General features: G+C 54.2%; 19 protein-coding genes. 10 read left to right on the top strand and 9 right to left on the bottom strand.

Going from position 1 to position 16,857, the window contains the following annotated elements:
- Positions 1-177 precede the first annotated feature (177 nt).
- Genes dacB through pmrB form a run of 3 tightly spaced genes read left to right on the top strand, consistent with a single transcriptional unit; the run spans position 178 to position 3,343 of the window.
- On the top strand, positions 178-1,611 hold the full coding sequence (dacB, locus tag V2S86_RS16015; RefSeq protein WP_004952830.1) for a serine-type D-Ala-D-Ala carboxypeptidase: 1,434 nt from the start codon (positions 178-180) through the stop codon (positions 1,609-1,611).
- An 8-nt stretch (positions 1,612-1,619) separates the two neighbouring features.
- Positions 1,620-2,282, top strand: a complete 663-nt coding sequence (gene pmrA, locus V2S86_RS16010) for a two-component system response regulator PmrA (protein ID WP_330763269.1) — start codon at positions 1,620-1,622, stop codon at positions 2,280-2,282.
- Positions 2,279-3,343, top strand: a complete 1,065-nt coding sequence (pmrB, locus tag V2S86_RS16005; RefSeq protein ID WP_330763268.1) for a two-component system sensor histidine kinase PmrB — start codon at positions 2,279-2,281, stop codon at positions 3,341-3,343. The genes pmrA and pmrB overlap by 4 nt, the downstream gene beginning before the upstream one ends.
- Before the next feature lie 53 nt (positions 3,344-3,396).
- On the opposite strand, the gene cgtA is transcribed toward pmrB, so the two are convergent.
- From cgtA to rplU, 4 genes are all read right to left on the bottom strand, one after another.
- Positions 3,397-4,569, bottom strand: a complete 1,173-nt coding sequence (cgtA, locus tag V2S86_RS16000; protein WP_311994213.1) for an Obg family GTPase CgtA — start codon at positions 4,567-4,569, stop codon at positions 3,397-3,399.
- A gap of 16 nt (positions 4,570-4,585) precedes the next feature.
- Entirely contained in the window at positions 4,586-5,557 is a 972-nt protein-coding gene (locus V2S86_RS15995; RefSeq protein ID WP_330763267.1) for a DMT family transporter, read from the bottom strand.
- A 105-nt stretch (positions 5,558-5,662) separates the two neighbouring features.
- Entirely contained in the window at positions 5,663-5,920 is a 258-nt protein-coding gene (gene rpmA / locus V2S86_RS15990; RefSeq protein ID WP_004933559.1) for a 50S ribosomal protein L27, read from the bottom strand.
- Positions 5,921-5,937: 17 nt separating this feature from the next.
- Positions 5,938-6,249, bottom strand: coding sequence for a 50S ribosomal protein L21 (gene rplU / locus V2S86_RS15985; RefSeq protein ID WP_004933561.1), 312 nt, complete (start codon positions 6,247-6,249; stop codon positions 5,938-5,940).
- Between the two features lie 269 nt (positions 6,250-6,518).
- On the opposite strand from rplU, the gene ispB reads away from it, so the two are divergent.
- On the top strand, positions 6,519-7,490 hold the full coding sequence (gene ispB, locus V2S86_RS15980; RefSeq protein WP_006323259.1) for an octaprenyl diphosphate synthase: 972 nt from the start codon (positions 6,519-6,521) through the stop codon (positions 7,488-7,490).
- A 49-nt stretch (positions 7,491-7,539) separates the two neighbouring features.
- On the opposite strand, the gene V2S86_RS15975 is transcribed toward ispB, so the two are convergent.
- The gene (locus tag V2S86_RS15975; RefSeq protein ID WP_330763266.1) at positions 7,540-7,890 is read right to left on the bottom strand and encodes a DNA-binding protein; all 351 of its coding nucleotides are present in this window, start codon (positions 7,888-7,890) and stop codon (positions 7,540-7,542) included.
- Positions 7,891-8,071: 181 nt separating this feature from the next.
- Here V2S86_RS15975 and V2S86_RS15970 point away from each other — a divergent pair, with 181 nt between their 5' ends.
- Positions 8,072-8,332, top strand: a complete 261-nt coding sequence (locus tag V2S86_RS15970; protein ID WP_006317491.1) for a helix-turn-helix domain-containing protein — start codon at positions 8,072-8,074, stop codon at positions 8,330-8,332.
- Positions 8,333-8,399: 67 nt separating this feature from the next.
- Here the strand turns inward: V2S86_RS15970 and mdh are convergent, their stop codons facing one another.
- The gene (gene mdh, locus V2S86_RS15965) at positions 8,400-9,338 is read right to left on the bottom strand and encodes a malate dehydrogenase (RefSeq protein WP_006317490.1); all 939 of its coding nucleotides are present in this window, start codon (positions 9,336-9,338) and stop codon (positions 8,400-8,402) included.
- A gap of 466 nt (positions 9,339-9,804) precedes the next feature.
- Between mdh and argR the strand changes: the two genes are divergently transcribed.
- The 3 genes from argR to yhcN (V2S86_RS15950) all read left to right on the top strand — a co-directional run bounded on the left by argR (position 9,805) and on the right by yhcN (V2S86_RS15950) (position 11,330).
- Positions 9,805-10,275 (top strand): transcriptional regulator ArgR, encoded by a 471-nt coding sequence (gene argR, locus V2S86_RS15960; protein ID WP_330763265.1) that lies wholly within the window; start codon positions 9,805-9,807, stop codon positions 10,273-10,275.
- A 403-nt stretch (positions 10,276-10,678) separates the two neighbouring features.
- Positions 10,679-10,942, top strand: a complete 264-nt coding sequence (gene yhcN, locus V2S86_RS15955; protein WP_119804623.1) for a peroxide/acid stress response protein YhcN — start codon at positions 10,679-10,681, stop codon at positions 10,940-10,942.
- A gap of 124 nt (positions 10,943-11,066) precedes the next feature.
- A complete protein-coding gene (gene yhcN, locus V2S86_RS15950) occupies positions 11,067-11,330 on the top strand; it encodes a peroxide/acid stress response protein YhcN (RefSeq protein WP_006317488.1) in 264 nt (87 codons plus the stop codon).
- A 189-nt stretch (positions 11,331-11,519) separates the two neighbouring features.
- Here yhcN (V2S86_RS15950) and mpl read toward each other — a convergent pair whose 3' ends face one another.
- Positions 11,520-12,899 carry a UDP-N-acetylmuramate:L-alanyl-gamma-D-glutamyl-meso-diaminopimelate ligase gene (mpl, locus tag V2S86_RS15945; RefSeq protein WP_311994219.1) on the bottom strand — a complete coding sequence of 460 codons (1,380 nt, stop codon included), beginning with the start codon at positions 12,897-12,899 and terminating at the stop codon, positions 11,520-11,522.
- Positions 12,900-13,068: 169 nt separating this feature from the next.
- Between mpl and fbp the strand changes: the two genes are divergently transcribed.
- Positions 13,069-14,073 carry a class 1 fructose-bisphosphatase gene (fbp, locus tag V2S86_RS15940; RefSeq protein ID WP_004952791.1) on the top strand — a complete coding sequence of 335 codons (1,005 nt, stop codon included), beginning with the start codon at positions 13,069-13,071 and terminating at the stop codon, positions 14,071-14,073.
- A gap of 41 nt (positions 14,074-14,114) precedes the next feature.
- Here fbp and V2S86_RS15935 read toward each other — a convergent pair whose 3' ends face one another.
- Positions 14,115-15,668, bottom strand: a complete 1,554-nt coding sequence (locus V2S86_RS15935) for a methyl-accepting chemotaxis protein (RefSeq protein ID WP_330763264.1) — start codon at positions 15,666-15,668, stop codon at positions 14,115-14,117.
- 256 nt (positions 15,669-15,924) lie between these two features.
- Here V2S86_RS15935 and ppa point away from each other — a divergent pair, with 256 nt between their 5' ends.
- Entirely contained in the window at positions 15,925-16,455 is a 531-nt protein-coding gene (gene ppa / locus V2S86_RS15930; RefSeq protein ID WP_004952787.1) for an inorganic diphosphatase, read from the top strand.
- Positions 16,456-16,508: 53 nt separating this feature from the next.
- Here ppa and V2S86_RS15925 read toward each other — a convergent pair whose 3' ends face one another.
- The gene (locus tag V2S86_RS15925) at positions 16,509-16,856 is read right to left on the bottom strand and encodes a gamma-glutamylcyclotransferase family protein (protein WP_006317485.1); all 348 of its coding nucleotides are present in this window, start codon (positions 16,854-16,856) and stop codon (positions 16,509-16,511) included.
- Between the last annotated feature and the right edge of the window lies 1 nt (position 16,857).

Raw genomic sequence — 16,857 nt, 5'->3', positions numbered from 1 at the left:
CCCTCCGCCTCCAGGCGACAAACAAAAGAAGCCTGACTCGGGACATTCACCCAAGTCGGGATCGATTTTGCATTTTGATACGCATTTTAGCGTAGAGTTCCTTGAGGGTCATCGTTTACTTTCTCCCTGAATGCACCGTAGTATGACGGCACGTTATCCAGCTGTTATCCCGAGATTATGCGTTTTTCACGAATTGTCAGTGCATTGGCTTGCGCATTTGTTCTGAATGCAAATGCGGCCCCGGTGGAAGATTACACACAATATTTGCCTGATGGGGCCAACCTTGCCCTGGTCGTTCAGAAGATCGGCGCCGATGCGCCGACCATCGATTATCATTCACAGCAAATGGCGTTACCGGCCAGTACCCAAAAGGTGCTGACGGCGCTGGCTGCCTTGTTGCAGCTAGGTCCCGATTATCGTTTCACCACCACGCTGGAAAGCCAGGGCGATATCAGCGACGGCGTGCTGCGGGGCAATCTGATCGCCCGCTTCAGCGGCGACCCGACCTTTAAACGCCAGAGCCTGCGCAATATGGTGGCGATCCTGAAGAAACAGGGCGTGCGCCAAATTACCGGCGACGTGCTGGTCGACACGTCGGTATTCGCCAGCCACGACAAAGCCCCTGGCTGGCCGTGGAACGATCTGACGCAGTGCTTCAGCGCACCGCCGGCAGCGGCGATTGTCGATCGCAACTGCTTCTCGGTATCGCTGTACAGTGCGCCAAACCCGGGTGACATGGCCTTTATTCGCGTGGCCTCTTATTACCCGGTCAATATGTTCAGCCAGGTGCGAACGCTGGCGAGAGGCTCTGCGGACGCCCAATACTGTGAGCTGGATGTGGTGCCGGGCGAATTGAACCGCTTTACCCTGACTGGCTGTCTGACCCAACGCAGCGATCCGCTGCCGCTGGCCTTCGCCATTCAGGATGGCGCAAGCTATGCCGGCGCTATCTTGAAAGATGAACTGACGCAAGCCGGCATCCAGATAGATGGCCATCTGAAACGCCAGACTCAGCCTGGCCTGGCCGGCACGGTGATTGCGCAAACGCAATCGGCGCCGCTGCATGAGCTGCTGAAGATCATGCTGAAGAAATCGGACAACATGATCGCCGATACCGTGTTTCGCACCATCGGCCATGAACGTTTCGGCGTTCCGGGTACCTGGCGCGCCGGCGCAGATGCCGTACGTCAAGTACTGCGTCAGAAGGCCGGGGTTGATCTGGGCAACAGTATAGTGGTGGACGGCTCTGGCCTCTCCCGCCATAACCTGCTGGCCCCGGCGACCATGATGCAGGCGTTGCAGTATATTGCGCAGCATGACAGCGAACTGAACTTTATTTCGATGCTGCCGCTGTCCGGCTACGACGGCACCCTGCGCTACCGTGGCGGGCTGCACGAAGCCGGCGTCGATGGCAAGGTTTCCGCCAAAACCGGCGCACTGCAGGGCGTGTATAACCTGGCGGGCTTTATCACCACCGCCAGCGGCCAACGTTTTGCGTTCGTACAGTACCTGTCGGGTTATGCCGTACCACCGGAAGATCAGAAACAGCGCCGCGCTCCTTTGGTGCGTTTCGAAAGCCGCTTGTATAGGGATATTTATCAAAATAACTGAGGGTCGGGATGAAACTGCTGATTGTTGAAGACGATGAGCTGTTGCAGCAAGGGCTGGCGCTGGCATTGGCCAGCGAAGGTTATGCCTGCGACTGCGCGGCCACGGCGGCGCAAGCCAATACGCTGCTCATTACCAGCCAGTACAGCATGATCATCCTCGATCTCGGTCTACCCGACCAGGACGGCGCCAGCCTGCTGCGGCAATGGCGCCGCCAGCAAGTCGATTTGCCGGTGCTGATCCTCACCGCCCGCGATGCACTGGAAGACCGTGTCGACGGGCTGGACGCCGGCGCTGATGACTATCTGGTGAAACCCTTCGCGCTGGTTGAGCTGCAGGCGCGGGTGCGCGCCCTAATCCGCCGTTATCAGGGCCACAGCGACAACCTGATGCAGTTGGACGATCTCCAGCTCAATCTCTCCAGCCAGCAGGTATACGTTAACCAGCAGCCGGTTGAAGTCACGCCAAAAGAATTCGCCATCCTGTCTCGCCTGATGATGCGCGCCGGGCAAACGGTCAATCGTGAACTGTTGCAGCAGGATCTTTACACCTGGCAGGACGATTTAGGCTCCAACACGCTGGAAGTGCATATCCATAATCTGCGCCGCAAATTGGGCAAGGATCGCATCCGCACCGTCCGCGGCATCGGGTACCGCCTGGAATCTACATCATGATCAGCATGCGCCGTCGTCTGTTGTTGATGCTGGCGCTGATCCTCCTGGTCACCCAGCTTATCAGCGCCTTTTGGTTGTGGCATGAAAGCCAGGAGCAAATCAGTTTTCTGGTGGATGAAACGCTATCGGCCAAGATTCGCACCGAACGTGTCGACACCGAAATCGCCGAAGCGATAGCCTCGCTGCTCGCCCCTTCACTGATCATGATGATTGTCACGCTGCTCGCCTCTTTCTGGGCCATTAGCTGGATTATCCGCCCGCTCAATCAACTGCAACAACGGCTGGAGAAACGTTCCGCCGATAACCTGACCCCGCTCCCCCTTAACAGTGACAGCCTGGAAATGAAAGCGGTCACCACCGCACTCAATCAGCTTTTCTCACGCCTGGACAACACCATCCAGCAGGAACGGCTGTTCACCGCCGACGCGGCACATGAGCTGCGCACGCCGTTAGCGGGGATCCGTCTGCATCTGGAACTCATGGAAAAACAGGGTATTGAGCAAAGTAAACCGCTGATTACCCGCATCGACCAACTGATGCACACCGTCGAACAGTTGCTGATGCTGTCGCGCGCCGGGCAGGATTTTGCCAGCGGACACTATCAACGTTTTGATTGGGTGAACGATGTGATTCAGCCACTGCGGGAAGAGCTAGACGAACTGGCCGCTCAGCGTGATCAAAAGTTGCAATGGCAACTCCCTGCGGAGGCAAAAATTCATGGCGACCCGGTGCTGCTGCGTCTGTTGTTACGCAACCTGGTGGAAAATGCGCACCGCTATAGCCCCGAAGGCAGCCTCATTCAAGTCAGGCTTGCACCGCAGGCGCACGGCCACCTGCTGCAGGTGATCGATGAAGGGCCTGGCGTGAAGGAGAAGATGGCAGGCGAACTTACCCAGGCGTTCCGTCGTATGGATCAACGTTATGGCGGCAGCGGACTGGGGCTGAATATCGTGACCCGTATCGTGCAACTGCATCAGGGTCGCCTGACGCTGGAGAATCGCCAGGATGCCAGCGGGCTGAATGCCCAATGCTGGCTGCCTGAAAGCGTGCTGAACAAATAACGCCGATAAAAAAAGGGCCCAGCTTTGTCAACTGAGCCCCTCTTTTCGCAAGATTATTTCTGGTAAATGATTTCGACGCCTTCGTCGTCATCTTCGTCCCAGTCGTCATCCCAATCGTCATCCGCTTCGGCTTCCACTTCCGCGATCTGTTCACGGTGGTAATCGTCCCACATGAACTCGACTTTCTCAGGTGCGCTTTCTTCGATCGCCATGGCTTTCGGTTGGGTGTTGATAAAGTTCATCACGTCCCAGCACAGCGCATTGACGCCTTCGCGGTTGGCGGCGGAGATCATGTAATACTTACCTTCCCAGCCCATGCCCTCTGCGATTGCCTTGGCACGTTCGGCCGCTTCTTCCGCACCTACCAAGTCAACTTTGTTGAACACCAGCCAGCGTGGCTTCTGCGCCAGATTTTCGCTGTATTGGTTCAGCTCGTTGATGATGATTTTGGCATTTTCTACCGGATTGGATTCGTCGATCGGGGCGATATCCACCAGGTGCAACAGCACGCGGCAACGCTCCAGATGCTTCAGAAAACGGATACCCAAGCCAGCACCGTCGGATGCACCTTCAATCAACCCCGGAATATCGGCCACCACAAAGCTCTGCTCGTGATCCATTCGCACCACACCCAGGCTAGGCACCAGGGTGGTAAACGGATAGTCGGCAACCTTTGGCTTGGCTGCGGATACCGCGCGGATGAAGGTCGACTTGCCGGCATTCGGCAGGCCAAGCATGCCGACATCGGCCAGCAGCAGCAACTCCAGCAAGATGTCACGGGCCTCACCGGCAGTACCCAGCGTCTTCTGACGCGGTGCGCGGTTAACCGAAGATTTGAAACGGGTGTTACCCAGACCGTGCCAACCGCCCTTAGCGACCATCAGTTGTTGGCCGTGGCGAGTCATGTCACCGAGGATCTCGCCGGTGCCCTGATCCTGCACGCGAGTACCGACCGGTACCTTGACGATAATGTCTTTGCCACGTTTACCTGTACAGTCGCGGCTTTGGCCGTTCTGGCCGCGTTCGGCGCGGAAAGATTTCTCAAAGCGGTAATCAATCAAGGTATTGAGGTTTTCGTCCGCCAGCAGGTAGACGTCCCCGCCATCGCCGCCATCGCCGCCATCCGGCCCACCGTTCGGGATATACTTTTCGCGGCGGAAACTGACACAACCATTACCACCGTCACCTGCAACGACCAAAATCGCTGCTTCATCTACAAACTTCATTTACCGTCTCCGTAAATCATTCACCGGGCTGCTTTAAAGGAGCAACCAGGTTGGTTTCTGCGCGTCGTGGCCACCAGCGGTGACCAATTGCGGAAAACATGGCGCCCGCTACCACCACGAAAGCACCGATATAGCCGACGACATTCAATGCCGGGGCGGCGAATGCCTGTGGCCAAGCCAGCGCCAATAAATCTGAAAACAGCAGGGTAAACAGCGGTGTCAGCGTAACTAACGCACTCACCTGCGCTGCCTGCCAGCGCGCCATGGCTTCCGCCAGTGCACCATAGCCAATCAAGGTGTTAGCGCCACAAAACAGCAGACAAGCCAATTGCCAGCCACTGAGTTGGGAAATCATCTCTGGCCGGGCCAGAGGGAACAGCGCCACTGCACATAAAGTGTACAACATTACCAGGATCTGCGGTGAAGCCAATCGGCGCAACAACACTTTCTGCGCAACGCCATAAGTCACCCAAACCGCCGCCGCACAGACGCCCAGCAGTACCCCAAGGGTGTAATCCGTCAGGCGGGTAAAGATTTCAATCAGGCTGACATTGAAAAACAGCATTAGCCCACAGATCAACATCAGTGCGCCTATCACCTGAGTGATGCGCATGCGTTCTTTTAAAATCAGCACGCTGGCAAACATCATACCGACCGGCGACAGTTGGCCGATCACTTGCGACGCCGTCGGGCTGAGGTACTGCAATGAAGAGCTGAAGAAGATAAAGTTCCCCAGCAGGCCCGCAGTGGCAATTGCCAAAATTAACAGCCAGCGCGGCTGACGGAACATTTCCACCGGGGGCAGTCTGCCGCGTATCGCCAAAATGCTCCCCAGGCCGAGTGCAGCAAGGGTAAATCGATACCAAACGATGGTAAACGGATCCATCACGACCAGCACTTCTTTCATCGCAATCGGCAACGCACCCCAGCAAATCGCCGTGGTCACCGCCAGAGAAATGCCAATTCCGACCTGCTGTTTCGTTTCCATCTTACCTTTGCCAGCGCTGATGAGCCGATGCATAAGCAGCCCATAAATGTAAAAAGCCCCGCAACGAATTGCGGGGCTTACATCTATTTAGTAAGGCTCGAAAAATTATTCAGCTTCGATGCTGATGAATTTACGATTGCTCGGGCCTTTAACTTCGAACTTGACTTTACCGTCTTTCAAAGCAAACAGAGTGTGGTCTTTGCCGCAACCCACGTTGGTACCAGCGTGGAATTTGGTGCCGCGCTGACGAACGATGATGCTGCCTGCCAGTACTGCTTCGCCGCCAAAGCGTTTTACGCCCAGACGTTTAGCTTCTGAATCGCGACCGTTACGAGTCGAGCCGCCAGCCTTTTTGTGTGCCATTAATCCGCTCTCCTAACTTAAGCGCTGATGCCGGTGATTTTAACGTCAGTGAACCACTGACGGTGGCCCTGCTGCTTACGGTGGTGCTTACGACGACGAAACTTAACAATTTTAATTTTCTCGCCACGACCGTGAGCAACGACTTCAGCTTTGATCTTACCGCCATCGACGAAAGGAACGCCGATTTTGATATCTTCGCCATTAGCAATCATCAGAATCTGGTCAAACTCAACCGCTTCACCAGTTGCGATGTCCAGCTTTTCCAAGCGAACGGTCTGACCTTCGCTTACTCGGTGTTGTTTACCACCACTTTGGAAAACCGCGTACATATAAAACTCCGCTTTCCGCGTGCCCAACTATTTAGTACAGAGCGCGCTATAAATATTCACAATAGGGCGCGAATTCTACGCAATAATCCCGCATATGACAAGAGCAGAATAAGACCAGAAGCAGAAAAAAGAAGAAAAAAAGCACAGTTTCTTTCATGGCGTTTATCTGAGCCGTTTTTCAAGTACAATCAGGGGGACAGTTACCGCCATGTACCGATGTGAGCAGCGATCTCAACGCGGTGAAGAGAAACACAGCTGAAAAAAATACAATGAACCTAGAGCAAATTACCGAGTTAACCGCGCAAGATATGGCGGCCGTGAACGCAACAATTCTCGAACAGCTGAATTCCGATGTCACACTCATCAATCAGCTTGGCTATTACATTATCAGCGGTGGCGGTAAGCGCATCCGTCCGATGATCGCCGTTCTGGCGGCACGGGCATTGCACTATCAGGGTGATAAGCACATTACCGTCGCTGCGCTGATCGAATTCATTCATACCGCTACCCTGTTGCATGATGACGTGGTGGATGAATCCGACATGCGCCGCGGCAAGGCCACCGCCAATGCCGCGTTCGGCAATGCCGCCAGCGTGCTGGTGGGCGACTTCATTTATACCCGCGCTTTCCAGATGATGACCAGCCTGGAGTCACTGCGCGTGCTGGCGCTGATGTCCGAAGCCGTCAACGTCATTGCCGAAGGTGAAGTGCTGCAGTTAATGAACGTGAACGATCCGGACATCACCGAAGAAAGTTATATGCGGGTGATCTACAGCAAAACCGCGCGTCTTTTTGAAGCGGCAGCGCAATCGTCAGCGATCCTTTCCGAGGCCAGCGAAGCAGAAGAAAAAGCGCTGCAGGATTACGGCCGCTATCTCGGCACCGCATTCCAGTTGATCGACGATCTGCTCGATTACAGCGCCGACGGCAGCACCCTGGGTAAAAATACCGGTGACGACCTGAACGAAGGGAAGCCCACGCTGCCCTTGCTGCACGCCATGCGTAATGGCAACAGCGCGCAAACGGCCATGATCCGCGAAGCCATTGAGCAAGGCAGCGGCCGTCATCTGTTAGAGCCGGTTTTACAAGCCATGCAACAGTGCGGCTCACTTGAATATACCCGCCAACGCGCCGAAGAAGAAGCCGATAAGGCGATTGCCGCACTGCAGGTTCTGCCGGAATCCCCTCATCGCTCCGCGCTGGAAGGATTAGCGCACCTTGCGGTTCAGCGGGATTTTTGAGAAACAAAACCCCTTGGTAGTTTCTACAGACCTGCGACCGCAGGTCTGTTTATTTCCCCGCCGAGATACGCGCCAGCAGGCTGCCTATGCCTTCACGCATCAGGAACGCCAACACTTTCTCACGCTCGGTTTCCGTCAGGTGATAGTAATATTCAATCCACACCGCCAGAGGATCCTTGCGTTCACTGTCATAAATTGCCGGATCTTCTTTTAGTATCAGCAAATTGCGCGTACCTGACGGTAAGCTGTCAATATGATATTCCAGCGCCTTTCCCTGCACGCCTTTACGCCTGCGACTGATCCAGCCATCGCGACGCGCCATCAAATTTATTCCCTGTGGTGAAGCGGGTAATCCTGCAATGCCTGTAAGTTCCTTGGCGGCAAACCACTCTTTTTTCATAGCCATGATCTCTGGGGAAAATGTGCAACGGCGTTTTTTGGAAATTAATGAGATATTTTTATGGAAATTTAGTGGTATCCTAATTTCCGTATAAGCGTTTCATGTTGTTCAAACGATTAATCTTGACCTGTTAGTTATACCACTAACAGAACTTTCGCTAATCAAAAAAGGGAATGCAAACATGAATTCTAGGAACAAGGACTGGCATCCGGCGGATATCATTGCGGCTTTACGTAAGAAAGGAACGACACTGGCAGCAGTATCGCGCAAAGCAGGGCTTAGCTCATCCACACTGGCAAACGCGCTATCTCGGCCCTGGCCAAAAGGGGAATGGCTGATTGCCGAAGCTCTGGATGTCCATCCTGCAGAAATCTGGCCAAGCCGCTATTTCGATCCGCAAACCAACGATCTGCTAAATCGAAAAGCCCGTATCAGGTCGTGATTCGGGCATAAAAAAACCGCCGGTACGATGTCCGGCGGCTTGTGCATATTCATGCGTTCTGGGTTGATCAGTTATTGATAAACTTTTCACCCAGTTCGATATCTTTATGCAGAACATCCAGCATCTCTTCCAACGCTTTCTGCTCGAACGCGCTCAGAGTACCGATGTCTTTACGTTCTTCTACGCCGTTTTTGCCCAGCACCAGCGGTTGTGCGAAGAAGCGGGCATATTTGCCGTCGCCTTCCACATAAGCACATTCCACCACGCCTTTTTCACCTTGCAGTGCACGCACCAGAGACAGGCCGAAACGTGCCGCCGCCTGGCCCATTGACAGAGTTGCGGACCCGCCACCGGCTTTGGCTTCAACCACTTCAGTACCCGCATTTTGGATACGCTTGGTCAGATCCGCCACTTCCTGCTCGGTAAAGCTCACGCCAGGGATCTGCGACAACAGGGGAAGAATGGTCACGCCAGAGTGCCCGCCGATAACCGGCACGTTCAGCTCTTCCGGTTGTTTGCCTTTCAGCTCAGCCACGAAGGTGTTGGAACGGATGATATCCAGCGAGGTCACGCCGAACAGTTTGTTTTTGTCATAAACACCGGCTTTCTTCAGCACTTCTGCGGCGATTGCCACGGTGGTGTTTACCGGGTTGGTGATAATGCCGATGCAGGCTTTCGGGCAGGTTGTTGCCACTTGCTGGATCAGATTACGCACGATACCTGCGTTGACATTGAACAGATCTGAACGATCCATGCCAGGTTTACGCGCAACGCCGGCTGAAATCAGCACTACGTCTGCGCCGTGCAAAGCTGGAGTAGCGTCTTCGCCGCTGAAGCCTTTGATTTTAACTGCGGTAGGGATGTGGCTTAAGTCGACGGCAACGCCTGGGGTAACGGGGGCAATGTCGTAGAGAGAGAGTTCAGAACCTGAAGGAAGCTGGGTTTTGAGTAGAAGGGCGAGGGCCTGGCCGATACCGCCAGCAGCACCGAGAACTGCAACTTTCATCCTATACTCCTTTATTATCTTAAATATATATAGCGCCGTGAATACGTTAGTTACGGACCTTAAATTATTACACCTTTAAAAACAATCTCTTAACAGTCTGTTTGAGAGCTGGCGCAATAAAACTGCCGATGCCACGCTCATTTTAGATTAAATGGCTTACACATTAAGGGCATAGCGCACATTAATCAAAAATAGTGCGAGGTTATTCACAAGCAAGTTAACCGGCGGTTACATTACACCCTTACATAACATCAGAACAACATCATTTTAATAACATTTTCTTTACCGCCGCGGGCCGCTTTTTCGGTCACTGAAAGGGCATATTCATGGGGTACGGATTTTGTTAAAATGCCGCCCTTTCCTCATTGTCCGGGCATTATTGTTTTTTTCGGGCGTCCTTTTATTGCATAAAAATTCATTTATATGCATAATAATCACTTCTATTGTCAACATTCCACGGTGCAAAATGCGTAATCCCGCAAAGCAGGAAGATCTGATCAAAGCGTTTAAAGCGTTATTGAAAGAAGAAAAATTCAGTTCTCAAGGCGAGATCGTTTTGGCGCTGCAAGAAGAAGGCTTCGAAAACATCAACCAATCCAAAGTATCGCGCATGCTGACCAAGTTCGGCGCGGTGCGTACCCGCAATGCCAAAATGGAAATGGTGTATTGCCTTCCGGCCGAACTCGGCGTACCGACCACCACCAGCCCGCTGAAGAATCTGGTGCTGGATGTCGACCATAACGATGCCGTAGTGGTGATTCATACCAGCCCCGGTGCCGCGCAACTGATTGCCCGCCTGCTGGATTCGCTGGGCAAATCCGAGGGCATTCTCGGCACCATCGCCGGTGACGACACCATTTTTATTACCCCGGCCAGCAGCTTTACCGCTCGCCAGTTGTACGAAGCCATCCTGTCGTTATTCGAACAAGAGCTATGATGCACCACGCTAACAAAATGCGGCTGACGGTCGTGTTTTGTTAGCGCTTCTTTAACTCTGCCTTACCTTTTCCTTCACCCTGCCACGTTTAAAACCTGATTTCCGCTTTGCTAAAGCACATTCCAATGACATTTATACATAGCTAGTGATAGCTACTGCATTCTTCCGCACGTTTGGTCAAAAACGCTTACCTGATTGAAATTACATAAATTTAACATCGAAAGATCGTTTTATGAGCGATTTTTATTCCATAAGGTTATTAAAGATAAGAATCATCATAATAAAGTTTCACAAGAAACTGTTAGCGAACTATTAATTTTTAGAGTTACTAGATGTATACTCATTTCCGTGACGTAAATCACAGTTCATTGGAACTGATAAAAGAATACGATAAGGTGAAATCATGAAAATTAAAGCTACAGTTGCAACTCTCAGCCTCCTGTCTGTGCTTTCCTTTGGCGCATTTGCAGCACAATCCGTTGATGCAGATCAAGCAGCCAAACTGCAGTCCGCAGGCACCATTACCGTCAGCGGCGTAGCCGGTGCCCCTTCAGATATCCGTCAGGCGCTGTCTGAAAAAGCCGATGCCCGTGGCGCGACCGCTTACCGTGTGATCGAAGCGCGCAATGAAGGCAACTACCACGCCACGGCTGAAATTTATAAATAAGACCCCGGCATTACCCGGCAACGGGCAATTCCTCTCTGGAAACCAGCATTGCCGATAACAGCTTTCAAGAATAATAAACGCTGTAAAGCCCTTCCTGGCTGTTATCGCTACAGGACACACGATCATGAACATGAAAGCTACCCTCGCGGCAATTAGCCTGATGTCAGCCCTTTCGTTCGGCGCTTCAGCCGCTACGTTGATCACCAATGACCAGGCCGCGGATCTTCAGTCTGTCGGCACCATTACCGCCAGTGGCGTCACAGGTGCACCTTCGGATATTCGTCAGGCGCTGTCCGACAAAGCCGATAAACAAGGCGCTAAAGCGTACCGCGTGATCGAAGCCTACGAAAACGGCAACTGGCACGCGACTGCCGAAATCTACAAATAACAATTCAGAGAACGCGATTGCCGAACTGATTACCCTCGTCACTGCCACTGCCGAGTTCTGTCGTAAACGCGAATTCTCTGAAGATTATCGTCGTCCTATCCGACGAACCCCGTTGCCCTCGCTCGCGAGGGCTTTTTTATGGGCGAAAAAAAGGGCCGCTAGGGCCCTTCATCGAATTGTTATTGTCGATCAGTAGGTTACTTTCGGCTCTGGCTTATTGGCCAATGCCTCCAGCAGCCGATCGTGGATCCCGCCAAATCCGCCGTTACTCATCACCAGGATATGGTCACCCGGCTGAGCGGTTTTCACTATCATATCCACCAAGGTGCCGAGATCGGCGCTCCAGTGGGCCGGCTGCACGCAAGCCTCGGCCACTTCAGCCACCTGCCAGGGAATATGGTGTGGCTGGAACAGGAAGACCTCATCGGCGCGGCCAAGCGATGGTGCCAAATCGTTCTTGCTGATGCCCATTTTCATGGTGTTGGAACGTGGCTCAAGCACTGCCAGAATGCGGGCGGTGCCCCCCACTTTGCCACGCAGCGCGGCCAGCGTCGCCAGGATCGCCGTTGGGTGATGCGCAAAATCGTCGTACACCGTGACGCCGTTGGCTTCGCCGCGCAGTTCCAGGCGGCGGCGGGCATTGATGAAATCGCCCAGCGCGGCGCAGGCGTCTGCAGGCTGCACGCCAACGTGACGCGTTGCGGCAATGGCCATCAGGCCATTATGCATGTTGTGCTCGCCCACCAGCGCCCATTTCACCTCGCCAACCTTGTCGCCGTTGAGGAACACTTCATAGTGGCTGGCGTCCGGGGTCAGCTTGTGCGCCCGCCATGCCCCCTCTTCCCCAACCAGTTCCTGCTCGCTCCAGCACCCCATCGCCATCACCTGTTTCAGGTGGTTGTCGTTGTCAGGCAAAATGATCTTGCCCTTGCCCGGCACCAGGCGCACCAGATGATGGAACTGCTTCTGGATCGCTTTCAGATCGTCGAAGATGTCGGCATGATCAAACTCCAGATTGTTCATGATCAGCGTACGCGGGCTGTAATGAACAAACTTGGAGCGCTTGTCGAAGAATGCGCAGTCGTATTCATCGGCTTCGATCACAAAGAACGGGCTGCCGCCCAAGCGCGCGGAAACGTCGAAGTTCCCCGGCACGCCGCCGATGACAAAGCCGGGCTGATAACCGCAGGCTTCCAGGATCCAGGTTGCCATGCCGGCCGTGGTGGTTTTACCGTGGGTCCCGGCCACCGCCAGCACCCAGCGATCGCGCAGTACATAGTCGTGCAGCCACTGCGGGCCGGAAACGTAAGGGATGCCTTGCTCCAGCACCGCTTCCACGCACGGGTTACCGCGCGTCATGGCGTTGCCGATGATCACCAGATCCGGTGCGGGATCCAACTGAGCCGGATCGTAGCCCTGGATCAGATCGATCCCCTCTTTCTCCAACAGCGTGCTCATCGGCGGATAGACATTAGCGTCAGAGCCGGTCACCTCATGTCCCAACGAACGAGCCAGTACCGCCAGCCCGCCCATAAAGGTGCCACAGATCCCAAGAATGTGAATGCGCATAGTTTTCTCAATTGAGTACGTCGAATGTTGCCTTATTCTACCGCTCAGAATCGTCCAGAAGAAATGGATTTGCCTATGAATAGCGCTCATCTTTGGGCTACACTGCTCGCGAATACGTTGGCGGTTTGTTAACAAACCGCTACCCATCCGTAGATTCAGGGATTGTGTCATGAAAACGTTAGGCGAATTTATCGTCGAGAAACAGCACGACTTCTCTCACGCCACCGGCGAGCTGACAGCGTTACTTTCTGCAATTAAACTGGGCGCCAAAATCATCCACCGCGACATCAATAAAGCGGGTCTGGTTGATATCCTCGGTACCAGCGGCATTTCCAACGTACAGGGTGAAGTCCAGATGAAACTGGACCTGTTCGCCAACGAAAAGCTGAAAGCTGCGTTGAAAGCGCGCGGTGAAGTTGCAGGTATCGCTTCTGAAGAAGAAGATGAAATCGTGATTTTCGATGGCGAGCGGGCTGAAAATGGCAAGTATGTGGTGTTGATGGATCCGTTGGACGGTTCGTCCAACATTGATGTCAACGTCTCGGTCGGTACTATTTTCTCTATCTATCGTCGCATCACCCCGGTCGGCACTCCCGTGACCGAAGAAGATTTCCTGCAGCCGGGCAGCGCTCAGGTTGCAGCCGGCTACGTAGTTTACGGTTCCTCTACCATGCTGGTTTACACCACCGGTTATGGCGTGCATGCCTTTACTTACGATCCGTCTCTGGGCGTGTTCTGCCTCTCCCATGAGAAAGTGCGTTACCCGGCCACCGGCAACATGTATTCCATCAACGAAGGCAACTACATCAAGTTTCCTCGCGGCGTGAAGAAATACATCAAGTATTGCCAGGAGCAGGACGAAGCGACGCAGCGCCCTTACACCTCACGCTACATTGGTTCACTGGTTGCCGACTTCCATCGCAACCTGCTGAAAGGCGGCATCTACATTTACCCAAGCACCGCCAGCCACCCGCAAGGCAAGCTGCGCCTGCTGTACGAATGCAACCCGATGGCGTTTCTGGCGGAACAGGCCGGCGGAAAAGCCAGCGACGGTAAAAACCGTATCCTGGACATTACCCCGGTGAAACTGCACCAGCGTGCGCCGTTCTTCGTCGGTACCAAATCCATGGTTGAAGACGCCGAGCGCTTTATCGCCGAAAACCCGGACGAATAAAGCCTCTCTACAGGAGGCGGCTTGCCGCCTCCTGTCATCCATCATAATTTGAACGCCGCCATGCTCTGCGCCAGCAACTGAGCCTGATCCTCCAGCGAACGCGTCGCCGCCGCAGACTCTTCGACCAACGCAGCATTTTGTTGCGCAACCTGATCCATCTGGGCCACCGCCAGGTTCACCTGCTCGATACCGCTGCTTTGTTCCCGGGTAGCCGCCGAAATTTCCCGCATCAGCGCCGTTACGCGGCCCACTTCACCGGTAATGCCGTTCATGGTTTTCGCCGCAGATTCCGCCATCTGCTCACCTTCCTGCACCCGATTCTGCGACGCTTCGATCAACCCTTTGATCTCTTTCGCCGACTGCGCACTGCGCTGTGCCAGGCTGCGCACCTCACCGGCCACCACGGCGAAACCGCGTCCCTGTTCACCGGCACGGGCCGCTTCGACCGCCGCATTCAACGCCAGAATATTAGTCTGGAAGGCGATACCGTCCATCACGCTGATGATATCGGCGATGCGCCGTGAACTGTCGGTAATCGCCTGCATCTTGTCCATCACCTGGCTGACCACCTCACTGCCTTGGTTGGCGATATCGGATACGCTCAGCGCCAGCTGGTTAGCCTGCTCGCAATTCTCGGCGTTCATTTTCACCGTCGAGGTCAGCTGTTCCATGCTGGCCGCGGTTTCTTCCAGCGAGGCGGCAGACTCTTCGGTGCGCTGCGCCAGATGCAGGTTACCGGCCGCCAGCTCACGTGAACCGGTATCAATCTGGCTGCTGGCATCGCGCACCTTGCTGACCGAGCCGACCAGCGCCCGTTGCATTCGTTGCATCGCGCGGATCAAACGGCCCATCTCGGTATCCCCTTCGCCGGTAATTCGGTGCGTCAGGTCGCCGCCGGCGATATATTCCAGTTGGGCGATAGACTCATTGAGAGGGCGCAGGATAATCATCCGCAGCGCAAACCAGGCCAGTACTGCCAGCAGCACGCTGAGCAAGCCTGCAACCACGATCAGGGTGATTTTGGTGCTGGCGTTATTTTCCGCCTCATCCACCCGCTGTTGCCCCACCTGCATGGCAAAGCTGCGGAAATCGCTGAGGTCTTTTTCGAAGGCGATGCTCAGGGCCGAAATCCGGGTTTCCTGAATGTCGTAATAGTCATCGACCTTGCCGGCCTTGATGGCGTCGGCCATTGGCCTGACCCCCTGTTCGAGATAGGCCCGGTAGCTGTTCTGCAAACGGGTAGAGAGCTCACGGCCACGTTCGGTGACGGTACCGACGCTGACAAAGCGCGCCATTTCGTGCTTCGACTGCTCAAGGTAATTATAGATACGGCCTACTGTGGCATCGGAAACCTCAATCTGGCCGATTTCCCGTTGGCGCACCGCCAGCGAAGCGGCGGTTCTGGCGCGCAGCGTCAGGTTGGAACTGCTGGCCAACGATCCCAGCTCCTCCCCCAGGATCTGGTTCAGTGTATGTAGCGAGCGCGACCCTTCATTAATCGCGTTGACGCCGATCGTGCTGACCATAATCAGCAACAGCGTCGTCAGGCTAAGCAGGGCAATCAGCCCGGCCTTCACCGTAATCTTTTTTAGCATGAGTTCTTCCCGGCTTCAGAAATAGTGAGATCAAACGTAGGGGAGGTAAAACGCGGAGCCAGGTTTCGCCGGCTCATTATTATTTGATGAAGTTATCGGCAACGGCGGGAAAAACTTAACCTCGTTGGAGGATTAATCTGGAAATGCGGCGGATGGCTCCCCGGTGGGGCGTCGGTGATGAAAAGGACAGGAAATCGCAAAAGAGTCCGCTATAATAGCCGCCACTCCATTTCTGGTTTGATTAAAGGAAACCGACATGAGCTTGAATCTGGTCCCAGCTGGCAAAGACCTGCCGGAAGACATCTACGTTGTTATCGAAATCCCGGCTAACGCCGATCCGATCAAATATGAAATCGACAAGGACACCGGAGCGCTGTTCGTTGACCGTTTCATGTCTACCGCGATGTTCTATCCGTGCAACTACGGTTACATCAACCACACCCTGTCTCTGGACGGTGACCCGGTTGACGTGCTGGTACCGACCCCGTATCCGCTGCAGCCGGGTTCTGTGATCCGTTGCCGCCCGGTAGGCGTGCTGAAGATGTCCGACGAAGCCGGTGAAGATGCGAAACTGGTTGCCGTTCCGCACAGCAAGCTGACCAAAGAGTACGATCACATCAAAGATGTGAACGACCTGCCAGAACTGCTGCGTGCCCAGATCGCTCATTTCTTCGAGCATTACAAAGATCTGGAAAAAGGCAAATGGGTGAAAGTGGAAGGCTGGGCAGACGCTGCCGCTGCCAAAGCTGAAATCGTTGCTTCTTTCGAACGCGCTGCCAAGAAGTAATTCTTGCCGCCGTTCGATGAAAAAACACCGCTCAGTGAGCGGTGTTTTTTTTATTACTTTTCGTCGAGACGCTTCAACCAGTCGCCGCTGTTAATCCGCGGGTAACCGTCCACACTGTGTTTATACAGGTAGATCCACGCACTCCCATAAGGCGTCTGAATCAGCTCGCGCTTATAGTCCTTGGTGTTGCTTTTCAGTTCGTCCAGCTCTGCCAGAATCGATGAGTTAATACGGTACACCTCACAATGTACCGTGCCCTCTCCAGGGATCGCCGCCGGGTAATGGCCCAGATTATAAATCTGATAGCCTTCGAGCTCATGCTCGCCTAACCATTGGGCGTTGGTCATCCAATGGCTGTTTCCCTGTTTGCGTCGTAAACTGCCGTAGACAATTATTCGCATC

Origin of the sequence: Serratia sp. C2(1), from assembly GCF_036352655.1 — a bacterium.
GTDB classification, from domain to species: domain Bacteria; phylum Pseudomonadota; class Gammaproteobacteria; order Enterobacterales; family Enterobacteriaceae; genus Serratia; species Serratia inhibens.
Note: the sequence above shows the minus strand (reverse complement) of the source record. Positions and strands in the feature narration are given on the sequence as shown.